Annotated in this window: 17 protein-coding genes; 9 read left to right on the forward strand and 8 right to left on the reverse strand. The window is 69.4% G+C overall.

Translation table 11 applies throughout. The features are described 5' to 3' along the window. Window positions 1–62 precede the first annotated feature (62 nt). Window positions 63–1,226 carry a BMP family lipoprotein gene (locus tag QFW96_RS09475; RefSeq protein ID WP_281455206.1) on the reverse strand — a complete coding sequence of 388 codons (1,164 nt, stop codon included), beginning with the start codon at window positions 1,224–1,226 and terminating at the stop codon, window positions 63–65. A 431-nt stretch (window positions 1,227–1,657) separates the two neighbouring features. Between QFW96_RS09475 and sdhC the strand changes: the two genes are divergently transcribed. The 4 genes from sdhC (at window position 1,658) to QFW96_RS09495 (ending at window position 5,166) form a co-directional block, all read left to right on the forward strand. Beyond that, window positions 1,658–2,092 carry a succinate dehydrogenase, cytochrome b556 subunit gene (gene sdhC, locus QFW96_RS09480; protein WP_281455207.1) on the forward strand — a complete coding sequence of 145 codons (435 nt, stop codon included), beginning with the start codon at window positions 1,658–1,660 and terminating at the stop codon, window positions 2,090–2,092. Between the two features lie 6 nt (window positions 2,093–2,098). Beyond that, window positions 2,099–2,518, forward strand: a complete 420-nt coding sequence (locus QFW96_RS09485) for a succinate dehydrogenase hydrophobic membrane anchor subunit (RefSeq protein WP_281455208.1) — start codon at window positions 2,099–2,101, stop codon at window positions 2,516–2,518. Between the two features lie 72 nt (window positions 2,519–2,590). Then, window positions 2,591–4,381 (forward strand): succinate dehydrogenase flavoprotein subunit, encoded by a 1,791-nt coding sequence (gene sdhA / locus QFW96_RS09490; protein ID WP_281455209.1) that lies wholly within the window; start codon window positions 2,591–2,593, stop codon window positions 4,379–4,381. Beyond that, window positions 4,381–5,166 (forward strand): succinate dehydrogenase iron-sulfur subunit, encoded by a 786-nt coding sequence (locus QFW96_RS09495; protein ID WP_281455210.1) that lies wholly within the window; start codon window positions 4,381–4,383, stop codon window positions 5,164–5,166. The genes sdhA and QFW96_RS09495 overlap by 1 nt, the downstream gene beginning before the upstream one ends. Before the next feature lie 68 nt (window positions 5,167–5,234). On the opposite strand, the gene QFW96_RS09500 is transcribed toward QFW96_RS09495, so the two are convergent. Further along, complete coding sequence (locus tag QFW96_RS09500) at window positions 5,235–5,462, reverse strand: SCO4848 family membrane protein (protein WP_281455211.1); 228 nt, start codon at window positions 5,460–5,462, stop codon at window positions 5,235–5,237. A gap of 162 nt (window positions 5,463–5,624) precedes the next feature. Between QFW96_RS09500 and QFW96_RS09505 the strand changes: the two genes are divergently transcribed. Continuing rightward, the gene (locus QFW96_RS09505) at window positions 5,625–6,848 is read left to right on the forward strand and encodes a D-alanyl-D-alanine carboxypeptidase family protein (RefSeq protein WP_281455212.1); all 1,224 of its coding nucleotides are present in this window, start codon (window positions 5,625–5,627) and stop codon (window positions 6,846–6,848) included. A 43-nt stretch (window positions 6,849–6,891) separates the two neighbouring features. Here the strand turns inward: QFW96_RS09505 and yhjD are convergent, their stop codons facing one another. The 4 genes from yhjD to QFW96_RS09525 all read right to left on the reverse strand — a co-directional run bounded on the left by yhjD (window position 6,892) and on the right by QFW96_RS09525 (window position 12,187). Continuing rightward, on the reverse strand, window positions 6,892–7,941 hold the full coding sequence (gene yhjD, locus QFW96_RS09510; protein ID WP_281455213.1) for an inner membrane protein YhjD: 1,050 nt from the start codon (window positions 7,939–7,941) through the stop codon (window positions 6,892–6,894). Between the two features lie 62 nt (window positions 7,942–8,003). Beyond that, entirely contained in the window at window positions 8,004–9,050 is a 1,047-nt protein-coding gene (gene trpS, locus QFW96_RS09515) for a tryptophan--tRNA ligase (RefSeq protein ID WP_281455214.1), read from the reverse strand. 43 nt (window positions 9,051–9,093) lie between these two features. Beyond that, the gene (locus QFW96_RS09520) at window positions 9,094–9,315 is read right to left on the reverse strand and encodes a hypothetical protein (RefSeq protein ID WP_281455215.1); all 222 of its coding nucleotides are present in this window, start codon (window positions 9,313–9,315) and stop codon (window positions 9,094–9,096) included. A 286-nt stretch (window positions 9,316–9,601) separates the two neighbouring features. Next, a complete protein-coding gene (locus QFW96_RS09525; protein ID WP_281455216.1) occupies window positions 9,602–12,187 on the reverse strand; it encodes a bifunctional FO biosynthesis protein CofGH in 2,586 nt (861 codons plus the stop codon). A 175-nt stretch (window positions 12,188–12,362) separates the two neighbouring features. Here QFW96_RS09525 and QFW96_RS09530 point away from each other — a divergent pair, with 175 nt between their 5' ends. The 4 genes from QFW96_RS09530 to QFW96_RS09545 all read left to right on the forward strand — a co-directional run bounded on the left by QFW96_RS09530 (window position 12,363) and on the right by QFW96_RS09545 (window position 16,058). Beyond that, entirely contained in the window at window positions 12,363–13,856 is a 1,494-nt protein-coding gene (locus tag QFW96_RS09530) for a S8 family peptidase (RefSeq protein WP_281455217.1), read from the forward strand. A 173-nt stretch (window positions 13,857–14,029) separates the two neighbouring features. Continuing rightward, window positions 14,030–15,265: an NAD(P)/FAD-dependent oxidoreductase gene (locus QFW96_RS09535; protein ID WP_281455218.1), complete on the forward strand. Its 1,236-nt coding sequence runs from the start codon at window positions 14,030–14,032 to the stop codon at window positions 15,263–15,265. 53 nt (window positions 15,266–15,318) lie between these two features. After that, window positions 15,319–15,543, forward strand: coding sequence for a hypothetical protein (locus tag QFW96_RS09540; protein WP_281455219.1), 225 nt, complete (start codon window positions 15,319–15,321; stop codon window positions 15,541–15,543). After that, on the forward strand, window positions 15,540–16,058 hold the full coding sequence (locus tag QFW96_RS09545; protein WP_281455220.1) for a hypothetical protein: 519 nt from the start codon (window positions 15,540–15,542) through the stop codon (window positions 16,056–16,058). The genes QFW96_RS09540 and QFW96_RS09545 overlap by 4 nt, the downstream gene beginning before the upstream one ends. A 144-nt stretch (window positions 16,059–16,202) precedes the next feature. Here QFW96_RS09545 and QFW96_RS09550 read toward each other — a convergent pair whose 3' ends face one another. Beyond that, entirely contained in the window at window positions 16,203–16,607 is a 405-nt protein-coding gene (locus QFW96_RS09550; protein WP_281455221.1) for a hypothetical protein, read from the reverse strand. 80 nt (window positions 16,608–16,687) lie between these two features. Further along, complete coding sequence (locus tag QFW96_RS09555; protein ID WP_281455222.1) at window positions 16,688–17,482, reverse strand: exodeoxyribonuclease III; 795 nt, start codon at window positions 17,480–17,482, stop codon at window positions 16,688–16,690. Window positions 17,483–17,679 lie beyond the last annotated feature (197 nt).

Genomic DNA, 17,679 nt, shown 5'->3' on the forward strand with positions numbered 1-17,679 from the left:
CCGCTGTTTTTTCGTCGGGTCGAATACCGCGGTTCTCGACCCGACGAAAACAGCAGGGGTGATCAGGGCTGTTCGGGGACCTTGATCTGGCCGCTCGCGATGGCCGCCTTGTAGGCGTCGAGGGTCTGCTTGAGGTCGTCGATCTTGCCGCCCGAGGTGGAGTAGGTGACCCCGTCGATGGCGACGTCGAACTTCTTCGGCACCGTGCTCAGGTCGTCGCGCGCGACACCGGCGATGTAGTCGTAGACCGCCAGGTCGATGCGCTTGAGCATCGAGCTGATGATGACGTCCTTGTACTCGGCCACGGTCGGCTGGTTGTACTGGTCGGAGTCGACCCCGATGGCCTGCGCGCCCGCGCCCTGGACGGCGCCGAACACGCCCTTACCGGAGGCGCCCGCCGCGTGGTAGATCACGTCGGCGCCCGCTTCCAGCTGGCCGGTGGCGACCTCGGAGCCCTTGTTCGGGTCCTGGAAGCCGCTGAAGTCACCGGCCGGGGTCAGGTACTCCTGCTCGATCCGGATCTCCGGCGCGGCGGCCTTGGCGCCCGCCTCGAACCCGGCCTGGAACTTCTGGATCAGCGGCGTCTGCACGCCCCCGACGAACCCGACGTGGCAGCTCTTCGACTTGTGCGCGGCCACCACGCCCGCCAGGAAGGAGCCCTGCTCCTCGGCGAAGACCAGCGAGGTCACGTTCGGCACGCCGTCGATCTGCTCGTCGATGATGGCGAACTTCGTCCCGGGGAACTCCGGCGCGACGATCTTGAGCGCGTCGGCGTAGGCGTAGCCGACCGCGATGACCGGGTTGAAGCCCTCGCGGGCGAGCTGGCGCAGCCGGGTCTGCTTGGCGTCCTCCGGCTCACCGGCCCCGGCGTCGAGCTCCTTGGTCTCGCCCAGGCCCATGTCGCCCTTGGCCCGGTCCAGGCCCGCGACCGAGGCGTCGTTGAACGAGGCGTCCCCGCGACCGCCGATGTCGAAGGCCAACCCGACCCGCATCCCGCTCGCGTTCGGCGGCGGCAGCTGCTGGGTCGTCGAGCCGGCCGGCGCCGCCGTCGCCGCGGGCGGCGCGTTCAACCGGCACGGCCCGCTCCCCCCGTCGGCGCTCCCACCGCCGGTGTCCTTCGCGCAGCCCGCCAGCGCTAACGCGCCGGTGAGCAGCAGTGCGACCGTCGCGACGCCTCCGCGTCGTCCGGCACCCGAGCGCCGTGCTGATGTCGGCGTTCGCCGCATGCCGTTCCCCTTTCATCCGAGGGCACCGAGCCTCCCCCGGCCGCGCCCCGGATCAGCGGGACGAGCGGCGCCCGAGCGAAGATCCACTTTCGGGTGGATCTCACGCTCAGGACTCGGCGCACGTCAGCCGGTGACGTGACTCTCGAAATTAAGGCTTGACGCTGCTGCTTACGCATTGCTCGCGCGTCACGAAATGATTTCTTGCTCGATTAACCCCGCCACCCGGCTTGTCTGGTCGATCACAGACAGCTCGGGCGAGTAGGCCGAGGCGATTAGTCGGGTCTAGCATCCCATTCGTCAAGGCCCCAGTTCGTGGCCGGTGACGGGAATGCACCCAACATCGCTTGGGACCAACTGCAACTCGGGGCCGGCCGCCCTCGTTCCCGAACGCGGGGCCGCCAGTCCACCAGCGAGGTTGGAGGCCTTCCACCATGGCCAGCACCACCGCCTCCGCGGCCGACGCACCGACGCGCGCCGAAAGCGTGCGCGCCAAGGGACGTCTTTACCGCGGCGATCTGGGCATGTGGTCGTGGGTCGCCCACCGGATCACGGGCGTACTCACCTTCTTCTTCTTGTTCGTGCACGTCCTGGACACCGCCCTCGTCCGGGTGTCGCCCAACGCGTACGACACGGTCATCGAGACCTACAAGCACCCAGTGATGATCCTGTTCGAACTCGGGTTGCTGGCCGCAGTGCTCTTCCACGCGTTCAACGGCATCCGCGTCATGCTGGTCGACTTCTGGTCCCAGGGCACGAAGTACCAGAAGCCGATGCTGTGGACCGTGATCGGGCTCTGGCTCGTCCTGATGATCCCGGCCGCGATCAGCATGCTCACCCGCGCCGTCACGGAAATCCTCGGGGGTTAAGCGCCAATGTCCGTCACCGACGCACCTCTCGCCGTGGAGAAGCCGCGCACCCCGAGCCGGTCCGCCGCACGACGCAACAACTTCGAGCTCTACGCCTGGTTGTTCATGCGTCTGTCCGGTGTGGTCCTGCTGTTCCTGGTGCTGGGCCACCTGCTGATCATGCTGTTCCTGGACGGCGGCGTCCACAAGATCAACTTCGCCTTCGTGGCGGGCCGCTGGGCCTCCCCGTTCTGGCAGTTCTGGGACTTGACGATGCTGTGGCTGGCCGGCCTGCACGGCGGCAACGGGCTTCGTACCGTCATCAACGACTACTCCCGAAAAGACGGCACGCGCTTCTGGCTGAAGATGCTGCTGTACGTCTCCGTCCTGCTGACCGTGGGTCTGGGCAGCTTCGTGATCTTCACCTTCGACCCGAACATCGGCTAGCGCCGCAGAGACGACCACAGCGTGGCGAGGCTGAGCCGATCGCGGGTCCCGCCACAGCCCGAGGAGGCGACCATGCAATTCCACAAGTACGACGTGGTCATCGTCGGCGCCGGTGGCGCCGGGATGCGCGCCGCGATCGAGTCCGGCCAGCGCGCCAGGACCGCGGTGCTGACCAAGCTGTACCCCACCCGCTCGCACACCGGTGCGGCGCAGGGCGGGATGTGCGCGGCGTTGGCCAACGTCGAAGAGGACAACTGGGAGTGGCACACCTTCGACACGATCAAGGGTGGTGACTACCTGGTCGACCAGGACGCCGCGGAGATCATGGCCAAGGAGGCCATCGACGCGGTCCTGGACCTGGAGAAGATGGGGCTGCCGTTCAACCGGACCCCCGAGGGCAAGATCGACCAGCGCCGCTTCGGCGGTCACACCCGCGACCACGGCAAGGCCCCGGTCCGCCGGGCCTGCTACGCCGCGGACCGCACCGGCCACATGATCCTGCAGACGCTGTACCAGAACTGCGTCAAGCACGGCGTGGAGTTCTACAACGAGTTCTACGTCCTCGACGTCATGATGAGCGAGGACGCCAACGGCGAGCAGGTCTGCACCGGCGCCATCGCCTACGAGCTGGCCACCGGCGAGATCCACGTCTTCCAGGCCAAGTCCGTCGTGTTCGCCACCGGCGGTTTCGGCAAGGTCTTCAAGACGACGTCCAACGCGCACACCCTCACCGGTGACGGCATGGGCATCATCTACCGCAAGGGCCTGCCGCTGGAGGACATGGAGTTCTACCAGTTCCACCCGACCGGCCTGGCCGGTCTGGGCATCCTCATCACCGAGGGCGTCCGGGGTGAGGGCGGCATCCTCCGCAACGCCGACGGCGAGCGCTTCATGGAGCGCTACGCCCCGACGATCAAGGACCTCGCTCCGCGCGACATCGTCGCCCGATCGATGGCCCTGGAGGTGCTCGAAGGTCGCGGAGCGGGTCCGAACAAGGACTACGTGCTCCTCGACGTCACCCACCTCGGTGAAGACCTGCTGATGTCCAAGCTCCCGGACATCATGGAGTTCTCCCGCACCTACCTGGGCGTCGAGCCGACCGAGGAGCCCGTCCCGGTCTACCCGACCGCGCACTACGCGATGGGCGGCATCCCCACGAACGTGCAGGGCGAGGTGCTGCGGGACAACGAGAACGTCGTCCGCGGCCTCTACGCCGCCGGTGAGTGCGCCTGCGTCTCGGTGCACGGCTCCAACCGCCTGGGCACCAACTCGCTGCTGGACATCAACGTGTTCGGCCGCCGCTCGGGCATCGCCGCCGCCGAGTACGCCCACAGCGCCGAGTTCGTCGACATCCCGGAGAACCCGGCCAAGCTGGTCGAGGGCATGGTCGACCACCTGCGCACCAACACCGGTGGCGAGCGGGTCGCGACCATCCGCACCGAGCTGCAGCAGACGATGGACGCCAACGCCTCGGTGTACCGCACCGAGGAGACGCTGAAGACGGCGCTGTCGGACGTGCAGGCGCTCAAGGAGCGCTACGGCCGGATCGCCGTGCACGACAAGGGCAAGCGGTACAACTCCGACCTGCTGGAGGCCATCGAGCTGGGCTTCCTGCTCGACCTGGCCGAGGCCCTGGTCAACGCGGCCCTGGCCCGCAAGGAGTCCCGCGGCGGTCACGCGCGCGAGGACTACACCTCCCGGGACGACACCAACTTCATGCGGCACAGCATGCAGTACAAGGTGCTGCCCGAGTCCGAAGATCCGAACGCGCCGCTCGGGTTGACCGGGTTCCAGGCCGACATCCGCCTGGACTACAAGCCGGTCACCGTCACCCGGTACCAGCCGATGGAGCGTAAGTACTGATGACTGCCGCCACCACAGACCCGAACCCCACGCAGATCCCGGCTGACGCCCCGCCGATCCCGGACGACGCGGTCATGGTCACCGTCAAGATGCTCCGCTACAACCCGGAGCAGGACGAGGAGCCGCACTGGGAGTCGTACCGGATCCCGGCGCTGCCGTCGGACCGCGTGCTCAACCTGCTGCACTACATCAAGTGGTACGTCGACGGCACGCTCACGTTCCGCCGCTCCTGCGCCCACGGCGTGTGCGGCTCGGACGCGATGCGGATCAACGGCGTCAACCGGCTCGCCTGCAAGGTCCTCATGAAGGACATGCTGAAGAAGGACGGCGAGACCACGCTGACCATCGAGCCGATCAAGGGCCTTCCGCTGGAGAAGGACCTGGTCGTGGACATGGAGCCGTTCTTCGAGGCCTACCGGTCGGTGCAGCCGTACCTGCAGACCAAGGGCAACGAGCCGACCCGCGAGCGGATCCAGTCGGTGGCCGAGCGGGAGCGCTTCGACGACACCACCAAGTGCATCCTGTGCGCGGCGTGCACCACGTCGTGCCCGGTGTACTGGTCGGACGGCAACTACTTCGGCCCGGCCGCGATCGTCAACGCGCACCGGTTCATCTTCGACAGCCGCGACGAGGCCGCTGAGGAGCGCCTGGACATCCTCAACGACGTCGACGGCGTGTGGCGCTGCCGCACGACCTTCAACTGCACGGACGCCTGCCCGCGTGGCATCCAGGTCACCAAGGCGATCCAGGAGGTCAAGCGCGCGCTGATGTTCCGCCGCCGCTGACCGGCACAGCTCAACGGCGCCCACCCCGCACACGGGTGGGCGCCGTTGTCACGTTCAGGGGATCACGTTCAGGTACGGGTGGCTCGGAAGGCGCGCCAGCCGAGGACCCCGATGATGGTGCCCAGGACGAGCGAGACCACGGCGATGACCAGGTGGACGATCAGGTAGGCCGTGGGGCTGCCCTGCGCCCAGGAGCGGTCGCTGTTCCAGATGTTGCGCATGAACGTCGGCCACAGCAGGTAGGACCAGACCCCGAAGGCCAGCAGGAACAGCGCAACTCGGCGAGAAATCGTCACGTCCCCGAGTATCCGCTGTTACCGGGCTCACCCGGGGTCCCGGGTCGAGTGCGCGCCGGACGTTCATGGACGGGACCCGTTAACCTCTCCCGTGTGCCTCCGCGTCCACACCGCTCGGCGAAATCCCGTGCGAAATCACCTTTTTGGCCGATTCTCGCCACGATGCTCGCCGCTCTCCCGCTCCTGACCACCGCACCCGCCGCCGCGCAGGCGCCTGCCTGCCCGCACGTCGAGGCGCCTCCGCCGCCGGTGGACACCTCCGAGGTCCCGGCTCCCGGCCAGCCCGCGCCCGCCCCGGTGCCGGTCCCCGATACACCCGTGGGCGGGGACGCGATGGCCGGCTGCGAGCTGCGGACGGCCCAGGACCGGCCCGGTCCGCCGCCGGACGTCGCCAACGCCGCCGCGGGCTGGGTGCTCGCCGACCTCGACACCGGTGAGGTCCTCGCGGCCAAGGACCCGCACGGCAGGCAGCGCCCGGCCTCCACCATCAAGGTGCTGACCGCGCTGACCGCGCTGCGCGAGCTCAAGCTCGACGACACCCTGGTCGCCACCCAGGAGGACGCCAACCAGGAGGGCACCCGGATCGGGCTGCAGCCCGGCCTGACCTACAGCGTCGGGCAGGTCTTCCAGGCGATGCTGATGGGCTCGGGCAACGACGCGGCGCACGCCCTGGCGGTGAAGATGGGCGGCGTCGACGTGGCGCTGCGGAAGATGAACGCGGTGGCCGCCGAGATCGGCGCGCTGGACACCCGCGCCGCCACACCGTCCGGACTGGACGGTGCCGGGATGAGCACCTCCGCCTACGACCTGGCCACGATCTTCCGGCTGGCGATGCGCGAACCCGCGTTCGCCCAGGCCATCGCCACGCCGATGATGGTGCTGCCCGGCGCCCCCGGGCAGCCGCCGTACGAGCTGTGGAGCGACAACCAGGTCCTGCGCAACTACCCGGGCGGCCTGGGCGGCAAGACCGGGTTCACCGACGACGCCCGGCACACCTTCATCGGCTCCGCCCAGCGCGACGGGCGCCGCCTGGTGGCGGTGCTGGTGCGCGGCGAGAACCACCCGGTGCGGTTGTCGCACCAGGCGATGGCGCTGCTGGACTACGGCTTCTCGCTGCCCAAGGGCACCGCGGTGGGTGAGCTGGTGACGACCTCGCCGCGCGCCCCGGAGGCGGTGGCCCCGGCCGCCCGCGCCGACCTGCCGCCGCCGGGAGCCGACGGCGTCGGCGTCCGCGACTCGTCGTTCTTCGGCACGATCACCGGCCCGCTGCTGCTGCTCGCCGCGGCGCTGGTCGCGGTGGCCGCGGCCGTGCTGCTGCGTCGTCGCCGAGCCCAGCTCGCCCAGGCCCGCCGCCAGGCGGCAGCGGAGTCCGCGGAGCACCCCTGAGAACCGTTGCCGTGGTCGACCGCGTGGCGGAACCCGAGCGCCGCTAGGAGTCCCGGCGCCTGCCCAGCAGCCAGCCCGCGAGCGCGCCCGCGCCGAGGAGACCGGCGGTGGTGCGGGCGCCGGGCCGGCGGTGGAGGCGGACCGTCGGGCGGATGACGGCCGGTCCCGGGGCGGGCACCGCGGCCGCATCGCGGTTCTCCCGGGCGGAGGCCGTCCAGGCGGTCACGAACAGCACGAACCGCGACATCAGGTTGGCGAACACCAGCAGACCCAGGATCGGGCCGAACGCCGCCCCGGCGGGCGAGTTGGTGACCGTGTTCAGGTAGATCACGCCGACCTGCTTGAGGATCTCGAAGCCCACCGCGGCGAACAACCCGCCCCAGATGGCGCTGCGCAACGTCACGGGCTTGCGCGGCAGGCGCGCGAGCACCCACACGAACACCAGCCACCCGGCCAGCAGCGACAGCAGGACCGACAGCACCCGCAGCACCACCCCGGCGATCGCGCTGCGCTCGAACCCGGCGGCCTCCAGCAGGATCCGCCCGGCGCCGCCGCCGAGCGCGCTGATGCCGAACGAGAGCGCCATCGCCAGCCCGAGACCGAGCAGCGACACCAGGTCCGAGGCCATCCGCTTGAGCATCGGCTGGGCGCTGGGGATCTGCGTCCACTGGGCGGTCAGCGCCTCGCGCAGGTTCGTCATCCAGCCCAGACCGGAGTACAGAGCGGTGAGCAGGCCGATGATCCCGACCGCCCCGGCCTGCTCGATGGCCTGGTCGACGACCTTGTTGAGCATCTCGCTCATCGCCGGGCTGGGGACCGCCGAGGTGATCGACTGCCGGAGGCTCGCCAGCAGGTCGGGGTTGCCGCCGAGCACGAAACCGGCCACCGCGAACCCGATCATCAGCAGCGGCACCAGGGCCAGCACGCTGAAGTAGGTGATCGCGGCGGCGTAGTAGTCGCCGTACTGCTGCTGGTAGCCGGTGGCGGCGCGGACCAACCGGTCGAGCCACTCGTGCCGCCGACGCAACCGGGCCAGGCGCCCCTCCGGCTCCTGGTGACCCGATCGCTCCTGCTGCTCCAGCTGCTCCGCCACGGTGCGCCTCCCACCCAACGGCGTTCCCCCGAACGGTGGCAGGCTACCGGCGGTTGATCACGTCAGCGCAACGGAGACAGGAATCCCACCCGTTCGAACACGGCCTGCAGGGTCTGCGCGGTGACCTCGCGGGCCTTGTCCGCGCCGCGCTGCAGGACCTTGTCCAGCTCGGCCGGGTCGTCGAGGTAGCCGTTGACCTTCTGCTGCAGCGGCGTCACGAACTCGACGACGACCTCGCCGAGCTCCTTCTTCAGGTCGCCGTAGCCGCGCCCGTCGTAGGCGGTTTCGAGCTCGGCGACGCTCTGGCCGGTCAGCGCCGAGTAGATCGCCAGCAGGTTGGAGATGCCGGGCTTGTTCTCGACGTCGTAGCGGATCTCGCGCTCGGTGTCGGTGACCGCCGAGCGGATCTTCTTCGCCGAGCGCTTGGGCTCCTCCATCAGCTCGATCACGCCGCTGGGCACCGACTTGCTCATCTTGGAGGTCGGGTCCTGCAGGTCGTAGATCTTGGCGGTGTCCTTCGGGATGTGCGCCGAGGGAACCGTGAAGGTCTCGCCGAAGCGGGAGTTGAAGCGCTGCGCGAGGTTGCGGGTGAGCTCCAGGTGCTGGCGCTGGTCCTCGCCGACCGGAACCGCGTCGGCCTGGTAGATCAGGATGTCGGCGGCCTGCAGGATCGGGTAGGTGAACAGGCCGACGCTCACGTGGTCGGCTTCCTGGCGGGCGGACTTGTCCTTGAACTGGGTCATCCGGCCCGCTTCGCCGAACCCGGCGATGCACTCCAGCACCCAGGACAGCTGGGCGTGCTCGGGGACGTGGCTCTGCACGAACAGCGCCGAGCGGTCGGGGTCGATGCCGAGGGCGAGCAGCTGGGCCGCGGACAGCCGGGTGCGCTGCCGGAGCAGCTCGGGGTCCTGCTCGACGGTGATCGCGTGCAGGTCGACGACGCTGTAGAAGCACTCGTAGGTGTCCTGCATGGTGACCCATTCCCGCAGGGCGCCGAGGTAGTTGCCGAGGTGGAAGGAGTCGGCCGTCGGCTGGATGCCGGACAGGACGCGGGGCCGTCGGCCCTCGGACCGGCCGCTGGTCTGGGTTGCGGGGCTGTCGCTGCTCACGAGTCCGATTCTCGCAAGAGCCGCCCCGCGCCCGGGACCGGGCTCAACCCTTGCGCTGGTTCTCCGGCTGGATCTTCTTCTTCCGGAAGACGCCGACGACCATGCCCGCGACGCCGAGCACGACGGCGCTGAGGCCGACCGGGCCGAGCGAATCCATCGACGGCGCCGCCAGGACGGCGGCTTCGGACTGGGCTTCGGCGAGGCCCGCGGTCGCCGGCAGGAGCGCTGCCGCGACGGCACCGGGTGCGGAAACCCGCCCGATCACGCGAGATATTCGGCTACGCAAGAGCGTGCCTCCCTGCGAAAGTTGACCCTTTCGGGGGCCATCTACTCGTGTGGTCCGATGGCGGACAGTACCGACCGCCTGTTGCCATCGCGGTTGCCTTGCGTAAACCAACCACGACGGGGTGATCATATTTTCCGGACCTAAGTAGTTTCCCCCGGGTTGTTGATCACGGCTTTCGCAGGTGAGCGGTGGGGTCAGCGGCTCACCGACCCCACCAAGCGTCACCGAGAGACCTGAATCTCACTCAAATGGAGCATTCAGGGCTTCAAACAGCGCTGATGCCGAGCTGCACCTGACCCACTCGCCCGTACGTCGTAGTGCGCTGCCGCGCGGTGCGGCCCGCGCGACCCGCGAGCTCGTGCAGCTCCTCGACGCTGCGCTCCGACCCGTGCTCGGACCCGGCCATCCGGCTGATGGTCTCCTCCATCAACGTCCCGCCGACGTCGTTGGCACCGCCGTTGAGGACCTCGGTGGTCCCGGAATCACCGAGCTTGACCCACGAGGTCTGCACGTTGTCGATCCGGCCGTGCAGCAGGACCCGGGCCATCGCGTGCACCGCCCGGTTGTCCCGCCGCGTCGGCCCCGGCCGGGCCAGGCCCGCCAGGTAGATCGGGGCGTTGCGGTGCACGAACGGCAGCGGCACGAACTCGGTGAACCCGGCCTGCCCGTGCTCGCGCGCCCGGTCCTGCACCCCCGCCAGCGTGCGGAAGTGCCCCAGCCAGTGCTCCGGGTGGTCGACGTGGCCGTACATCATCGTCGACGACGACGGGATGCCCAGCCGGTGCGCCGTGCTGACCACCTCGATCCACTCGGCCGCGGGCAGCTTGCCCTTGGTCAACACCCAGCGGACCTCGTCGTCGAGGATCTCGGCCGCCGTGCCCGGGATGCTGCCCAGACCGGCCTCCTTGAGCTCGGCGAGCCAGTCCTCGACCGACACGCCGGCCTTCGCCGAGGCGCTGACGATCTCCATCGGGCTGAACGCGTGGACGTGCATCTCCGGCACCCGCGCCCGCACCGCCCGCACCAGGTCGGCGTAGCCCGACACCGGCAGCCGCGGGTCGATGCCGCCCTGCACGCACACCTCGGTGGCCCCGGCCCGCCACGCCTCGTCGGCGCGCTCGGCGACCTCCTCCGGCGAGAGCCGGTAGGCGTCGGCGTCGCGCTCGCGCTGCGCGAAGGCGCAGAACCGGCAGCCGACGTAGCAGATGTTGGAGAAGTTGATGTTGCGGTTGACCACGTAGGTGATGTCGTCGCCGACGACCTCGCGGCGCAACCGGTCGGCGATCCCGGCGAGCTCGTCCATCGCCGCTCCGTCGCAGGTCATCAAGGCCATCGCGGCCTCGTGGTGCTGCTCCTCCAGCAGCACCGCCGGGTCCGACTCGGCCAGCCGCAGCCCCTGCTTGACGTCGGCGTCCAGCCGCTCCGGCGACGCGGCCGAGGGCACCTGGCCGCGCAGCTCGTCCCAGTCGCCGTAGACGGTGTCGAAGTCGGTGCGCCGGTCCTCGGTGCGGCCGTCGGTGTCGATGCTGCGGTGCAGGTCGGTGCGCCCGATCGACTCGAACCCGCCGTCGGGCTCCTGCCACTCCCTACCGGTGATCTCGGCATCGGGATCGGCGAAGCCGTCGGCGTCCGACAGCGCGTCCACGTGCGAGGCCACCCGCAGGTCCAGCCACTGCGTGCTGTCCCCGGCCAGCCCCTTGCGCACGTAGCGCGGGTAGGCCGTCAGGCGCTCCCGCAGCGCGAACCCGGCCTGGCCGGTGAGCTCGTCGAGCTCGTCGATCTGCGGCCACGGGCGCTCCGGGTTGACGTGGTCCGGGGTCACCGGCGAGACGCCGCCCCAGTCGTCGATTCCTGCGCGCAGCATCAGCAGGTGCTCCTCGCCGACCAGGTTCGGCGGCGCCTGCACGCTCACCCCGGAGGGCATCAGCAGCCGGGCCACGGCGATCGTGGCGGCCAGGTCGTCCAGGTCGGCGTCGGGCATGCTGCGCATCGCCGTGTCCGGCTTCGCCCGGAAGTTCTGGACGATGATCTCCTGGATGTGCCCGTACTGGCGGGCGGACTGGCGCAGCGCCAGCAGCGACTCGGCGCGCTCGGTGCGGGTCTCGCCGATGCCGATGAGGATTCCGCTGGTGAACGGCACCGCGACGCGCCCGGCGTCGGTGAGGACCCGCTTGCGGACGGCGGGTTCCTTGTCCGGGCTGCCGAAGTGCGGGCCGCCCTTCTCGCTCCACAACCGCTCCGAGGTCGTCTCCAGCATCATCCCCATGCTGGCCGCGACCGGCTTGAGCCTGGTCAGCTCGGACCAGGACAGGACGCCCGGGTTGAGGTGCGGCAGCAGACCGGTCTCCTCCAGCACCGCGATCGCGCAGGCCCGGACGTAGTCCACTGTGGAGGAGTAGCCGCGCGCTTCGAGCCACTCGCGGGCGGCGGGCCAGCGCTCCTCGGGGCGGTCGCCCAGCGTGAACAGGGCTTCCTTGCAGCCCGCGGCCGCGCCCTGGCGGGCGATCTCCAGGACCTCGTCGCGCTCCAGGAACGCCGACTCGACCTTGTGCGGGACCGTGGCGAAAGTGCAGTAGTGGCACCGGTCCCGGCACAGCCTGGTCAGCGGGATGAACACGTTGCGGCTGTAGGTGACGACGTCCGGGTGGCCTTCGGCGACCAGGTGGGCATCGCGGGCCCTGCCCGCTGCGGTCAGGAGTTTGTCCAGGTCATCGCCGCGCGCGTGCAGCAGAACCGCGGCCTCGGTGGCGTCGAGGGTGACACCGTCGGTGGCGCGGCGCAGCGCGCGCCGCATCGCCGATGCGCTGGGGGTCTGTTCCGGCGGGGTGATGTTCAGATCTGCAACCGACACCTGACGACTCTAAGTCTGCTCGAAGTCGTTGCCCAGCCATCCCGCGAGTGCGCAGTCCCTCACTTTCGGCTATCGAATTGCTCCGTTGAGACCTACCGGGTGTCCCCGAATCAGGCGCAAAATCCGACGAATGCCACTGGGTGAACCAATTCTTCGTCTCCACGGGAGGGACAAGTTGTCACGCAGAAGTAGGAGTGGTCGTTCGCTGCGGATCGCGGGATCGGCCCTCGCCCTGACGTTGCTGCTGCCCGCAGGTCTGCTGGGTTCGGCGCCACAAGCGCCCGCGACCTCGGCCGTTCCGGCGCACTTCGTGGTCGTCGGCCCGGTCGGCGACGGGCTCGCGCAGACCGAGGACTCGGTGCGCGCCGTCGGCGGCACCGTCGTGCAGAGCTGGCCGCAGATCGGCGTGGTCGTCGCCAGCTCGCCCGATCCCGCCTTCGCCGCGACCGTCCGGGAGCAGCCGGGCGTGGAGCAGGCGGGCGCGAGCCGCAACCTCGCCGAGCAGCTGCCGCCGACCGAGTCCACCCGGCTGGAGACCCTCGAAGGCCACGCGAGCGGCGTCGGCGCCGCCGCGGTCGACGGGGAGGAACCGCTGGAAGCCGACCAGTGGGACCTGCCGCAGATCAAGGCCGACCAGGCCCACGCGATCTCGCAGGGCAGCGAGGACATCACCGTCGGCGTCCTCGACTACGGCATCGACCCCGCTCACCCCGACCTGGCGCCGAACCTCGACGTGTCCCGCTCGGTGAGCTGCGTCGACGAGGGCGTGCCGGACCAGAACCAGGAGGCGTGGCAGCCGCAGGACCCGACGCAGGACCACGGCACGCACGTCTCGGGCACCATCGCCGCCGCGCGCAACGGCGTCGGCGTCGCCGGGGTCGCGCCGAACGTCACGCTGGCGTCGGTGCGGGTCATCGACGACGGCGGGTTCATCTACCCCGAGTACGCGATCTGCGGGTTCATCTGGGCCGCCGAGCACGACTTCGACGTCACCAACAACTCCTACTTCGTCGACCCGTGGTTCCTGTGGTGCGACAGCGACCCGGACCAGAGGGCCGCCGCCGAGGCGGTCCGCCGCGCCGTCGCCTACGCGCAGGGCCACGACGTGGTCAACGTGGTCTCGGCGGGCAACAGCAACTGGGACCTGTCGCAGCCGATCCACGACACCGAGAGCCCGAACAACGGCGGGCCGACCCAGGACCGGCACACCGGTCCGGAGTGCCACGTGCTGCCCGGTGAGCTGCCGGGCGTGGTGTCGGTGTCCGCAGTCGGCGTGAACGCGGTCAAGTCGTACTACTCCAACTACGGACTCGGCTCGATCTCGGTGACCGCCCCGGGCGGCGACGCGAAGCAGATCCCGCAGACCCCGTCGGCCAACGGCCGGATCCTCTCCAGCGTTCCCGGCGGAGGCTGGGGCTGGATGCAGGGCACCTCCATGGCGGGCCCGCACGCCGCGGGCGTCGCCGCTCTCGTCCGCAGCACCCACCCGGACTGGACGGCCGAGCAGGTCATCGGCGCGATGAACGACCGGTCCGACCCGCTGCCCTGCCCGAAGGACTACGACGGGGACGGCGACGGCGTCGTCGACGCGGTCTGCGCCGGCGGCCCCACCGGAGCCGGCTTCTACGGCTCGGGGCTCATCGACGCCCTCGACGCAGTCACCCGATAAGGCCCTCAAGTCGAATACCGCAGTTCTCGCGCGGTCGAGAACTGCGGTGTTCGACGGGTCGAAAAGCCCGGTTCTCATCTTGAGGGGCCCGGCGGTCGGTTCACCCGAAAGCGCCTGGTCCGAGGTCGGCGGCTCCGGTTGCCCGGTTCCGGTGGTGGCAGGACGCTTCGGGGGTGGGAGATTCCGAGAACTTCGTGATCGTCGGCGCGGGCATGGCCGGCGCGAAGTGCGCCGAGGCGCTGCGCGACCAGGGATTCGACGGGCGGATCACCCTGCTGGGCGATGAATCGCACCGCCCCTACGAGCGACCGCCGCTGTCCAAGGAGTACCTGATGGGCAGCGCCGAGTTCGACTCCGCCTACGTCCACCCCGAGTCCTGGTACGCCGACAACGACGTCGACCTGCGGTTGAACACCTCCGCGCGGCGCATCGACCGCTCGCTGCGCAGGCTGGAGCTCGCCGACGGGTCGCACCTCGACTTCGACAAGCTGATGCTGGCCACCGGCGCCCACCCGCGCTCCCTGCCGGTCCCGGGCCACGACGCCGACGGCGTCCTGCAGCTGCGCCGGGTCGGCGACTCCGACCGCATCAAGCAGGCCCTGTCCGGCATCGAGCACCTGGTGGTCGTCGGTGCGGGCTGGATCGGCCTGGAGGTCGCCGCCGCGGCCCGCGAGGCCGGGGTGGCGGTGACGGTCGTGGAGACCGCCGAGCTGCCGCTGCTGCGGGTGCTGGGCCGCGAGGTCGCGGAGGTCTTCGCCGCGCTGCACCGCGACCGGGGCGTGGCGTTCCGCTTCACCACCGCCGTCGACGAGATCCTCGCCCCGTCCGGCGAGGTCACCGGCGTCCGGCTCACCGACGGCCTGGAGATCGAGGCCCAGGCGGTGCTGGTCGCGGTCGGCGCCGACCCGGACGTGGAGCTGGCCGCCGAGGCGAAGCTGCGCGTGGACAACGGCGTGCTGGTCGACGCGACGCTGCGCACCGGGGACCCGAACATCGTCGCCGCCGGCGACGTGGCCAACGCCTTCCACCCGCTGCTGGGCAAGCAGATCCGCGTCGAGCACTGGGCCAACGCCCTGAACCAGCCCGCCGTGGCCGCCTCGTCGATGCTCGGCGGCGACACCACCTACTCCGAGCTCCCGTACTTCTTCACCGACCAGTACGACCTGGGCATGGAGTACCTGGGCCACGTGGACCCCGGTGGCTACGACGAGGTCCTGTTCCGCGGCGACGTCGAAGCCCGCGAGTTCATCGCCTTCTGGCTCGCCGAGGGCCGGGTCCGGGCAGCGATGAACGTCAACATCTGGGACGTCGGGGACCAGCTCAAAACGCTCATCACCTCGGCCACCACGATCGACCGCCAAGCCCTCGAAGACCCCTCGGTCCCCCTCAACGAACACATCGCCCGCTGACACCACCCGGTCGTGTGTTGTACACTCACAACACTCAGTTGGATACTCACAACGTGATCAGCAGCGGGCGGCATCCCAAGAAAGCCATCGCCGAGGCGATCAAGCACGCCAGAGAACAGGGCCTAATCGTGATCGAGCGACACGGCGGCCACCGCTGGGGCGTGATCGTCTGCATGCGCTGCAAGGGAAGGTTCTCCGTCTGGTGCACGCCCAGGGTGCCCGAGAACGATGCCGCCAAGATCCACCGATTCTGCGCACGACACCGGGAGTGCTCATGAACAGCCACGAGTTCACGCTGATCCTCGATCGCGTTCCGAGCGAGGAGGAGCACGACGCGCTCTTCGAGGCAGGTTGTGATGATGCTGCGGTTGAAGAGCGGGATCGCGTCGGACTGCTCGACTTCACCAGGGAAGCCGACAGTCTCGCCCAAGCCTTGGTCTCAGCGATTCAGGATGCCGAACGCGCGGGTTTTCGCGTGGAGGGCGTGCAGACCGACGACCTGGTGTCGCTGCGCACGGTCGCTGCGAGGCTGGACCGGAGCTACGAGAGCGTCCGGCTGCTCGCCGCGGCCAAGCGCGGACCCGGCGGATTCCCGCCGGCCATGTCCGGGGACGGGTGGGCCCTTTATTCCTGGTCGCAGGTGGTCGACTGGTCGACTCGTCATCTCAACGCCGGAGCGGAGGTCACCGCGCATGAGGTCGAGATCGCCGCGACCGATCACCTCGTGCGAGCGCGAAACATGCTGCGCGACAACAAGGAACGCGAAGAGCTCTGCCGAATCCTGACCGCTTGACATGAAGGACGACTGAAAAAAAATCGGCCACGTCGGCGGTGGAGCTCGTTCGCAGTCGCTGGGGCGCCGTCGCTGAAAGTGGAGAACCGTTCTTCACAGCACTCAATGACATGATCGCGAACGTTGACGACGAGCGTTGTCAGATCACAGTTTTTCGGGGTCCTCCAGGAATCGCGCGAACCCCGCGGTTCTCCCGGTGATCGTGAGCGGAATTCCGCTTTCCGCCATGGGTTGCAGACCTTCTCGGACCGCGTCGTCGGGAGCGCCGTACACCTCGAAGCGCTCGACCTCGCAGTGCTCCATGACGCCCCGGATGTAGGGGTCCGACAGCCGCCAGTGCTCCCGGATCGCGTCGGAGTCCCGGTAGAGCTGGAAGCTGTGGGCGAGCATCCGCTCCTCGTCGACGTGCACGTCCACCATCAGCTGCGGCCCGTGCACCTCGGCGAACGCCACCGCCCTGCGCACGGCCTCGACGAACTGGTCCAGGTGCCCGGCGGCGATCTTCATGGTGTTGTGGAAGAGGATCGGCCCTTCGTCGGATGTCAGCATGGGACGAGTGTCGAACTTCGAGCTATCTGGAGGTCAAGCCCCGGCTGCGCACGTCGGCACCGTGGCCGCGGAGCTCCTGATCAGAGGTCGTAGGTGACCGTGACCGGGGCGTGGTCGGACCAGCGCTGGTCGTAGCTCGGCGCCCGCTCGACGACGGCAGCGGTGGCGCGCTCGGCCAGACCGGGGGTGGCGACCTGGTAGTCGATCCGCCAGCCGGAATCGTTGTCGAAGGCCTTGCCCCGGTAGGACCACCAGGAGTACGGGCCGGGGCCTTCGGGGTGGAGGCTGCGGACGACGTCGGTGTAGCCGGCCTCGAAGACCTCGGTCAGCCAGGCGCGCTCCTCCGGGAGGAAACCCGCGGACTTCTGGTTGGCCTTCCAGTTCTTCAGGTCGACCTCCTGGTGAGCGATGTTCCAGTCACCGCAGACCACGACCTCGCGCCCGGCGGAGGTGGCGCGCTCGCGGAGTCCGGTGAGGTACTCGCCGAACTCCTTCATGAAGCGCTCCTTCTCGTCCTGCCGCGCGGTGCCGACCTCGCCGCTGGGCAGGTAGAGGCTCGCGACCGTCACGCCGGGGAGGTCGAACTCCAGGTAGCGGCCGCTGTCGTCGAACTCGGCGGAGCCGAAACCGATGCGCACGTCCTCCGGTTCGGTTCGGCTGTAGATCGCCACGCCCGCGCGGCCCTTCGCCGAGCTCGGGGCCAGCGTCGCGTGCCAGCCCACCGGCTCGCGCACCTCGGCGGTGAGCTGGTCGGGTTCGGCGCGCGTCTCCTGCATGCAGATCACGTCCGCACCGGTTCCGGCGAGCCACTCGACGAAACCTTTCTTCGCGGCGGCGCGCAAACCATTTACATTCACCGTTGACAAAGTCAGCACATCGACGAGCCTAACTACCGCGTTTCCTCCGGCGAACCGCCCCGCACGAGTGATTTCGGCCGCTGATCGACCCGCTCGGCGGATTCACCCGGATTCCAACACTCCGCAATCCGCTGATTTCGCGGGTTTGACCTGGGAAACCCCGATCGGGCCGGGGCGAGCTACTGGACCTTCGGCGGTATTCCACTAAGATCGCC

It is taken from the genome of Saccharopolyspora ipomoeae, assembly GCF_029952525.1.
In the GTDB taxonomy this organism is placed as follows: domain Bacteria; phylum Actinomycetota; class Actinomycetes; order Mycobacteriales; family Pseudonocardiaceae; genus Saccharopolyspora; species Saccharopolyspora ipomoeae.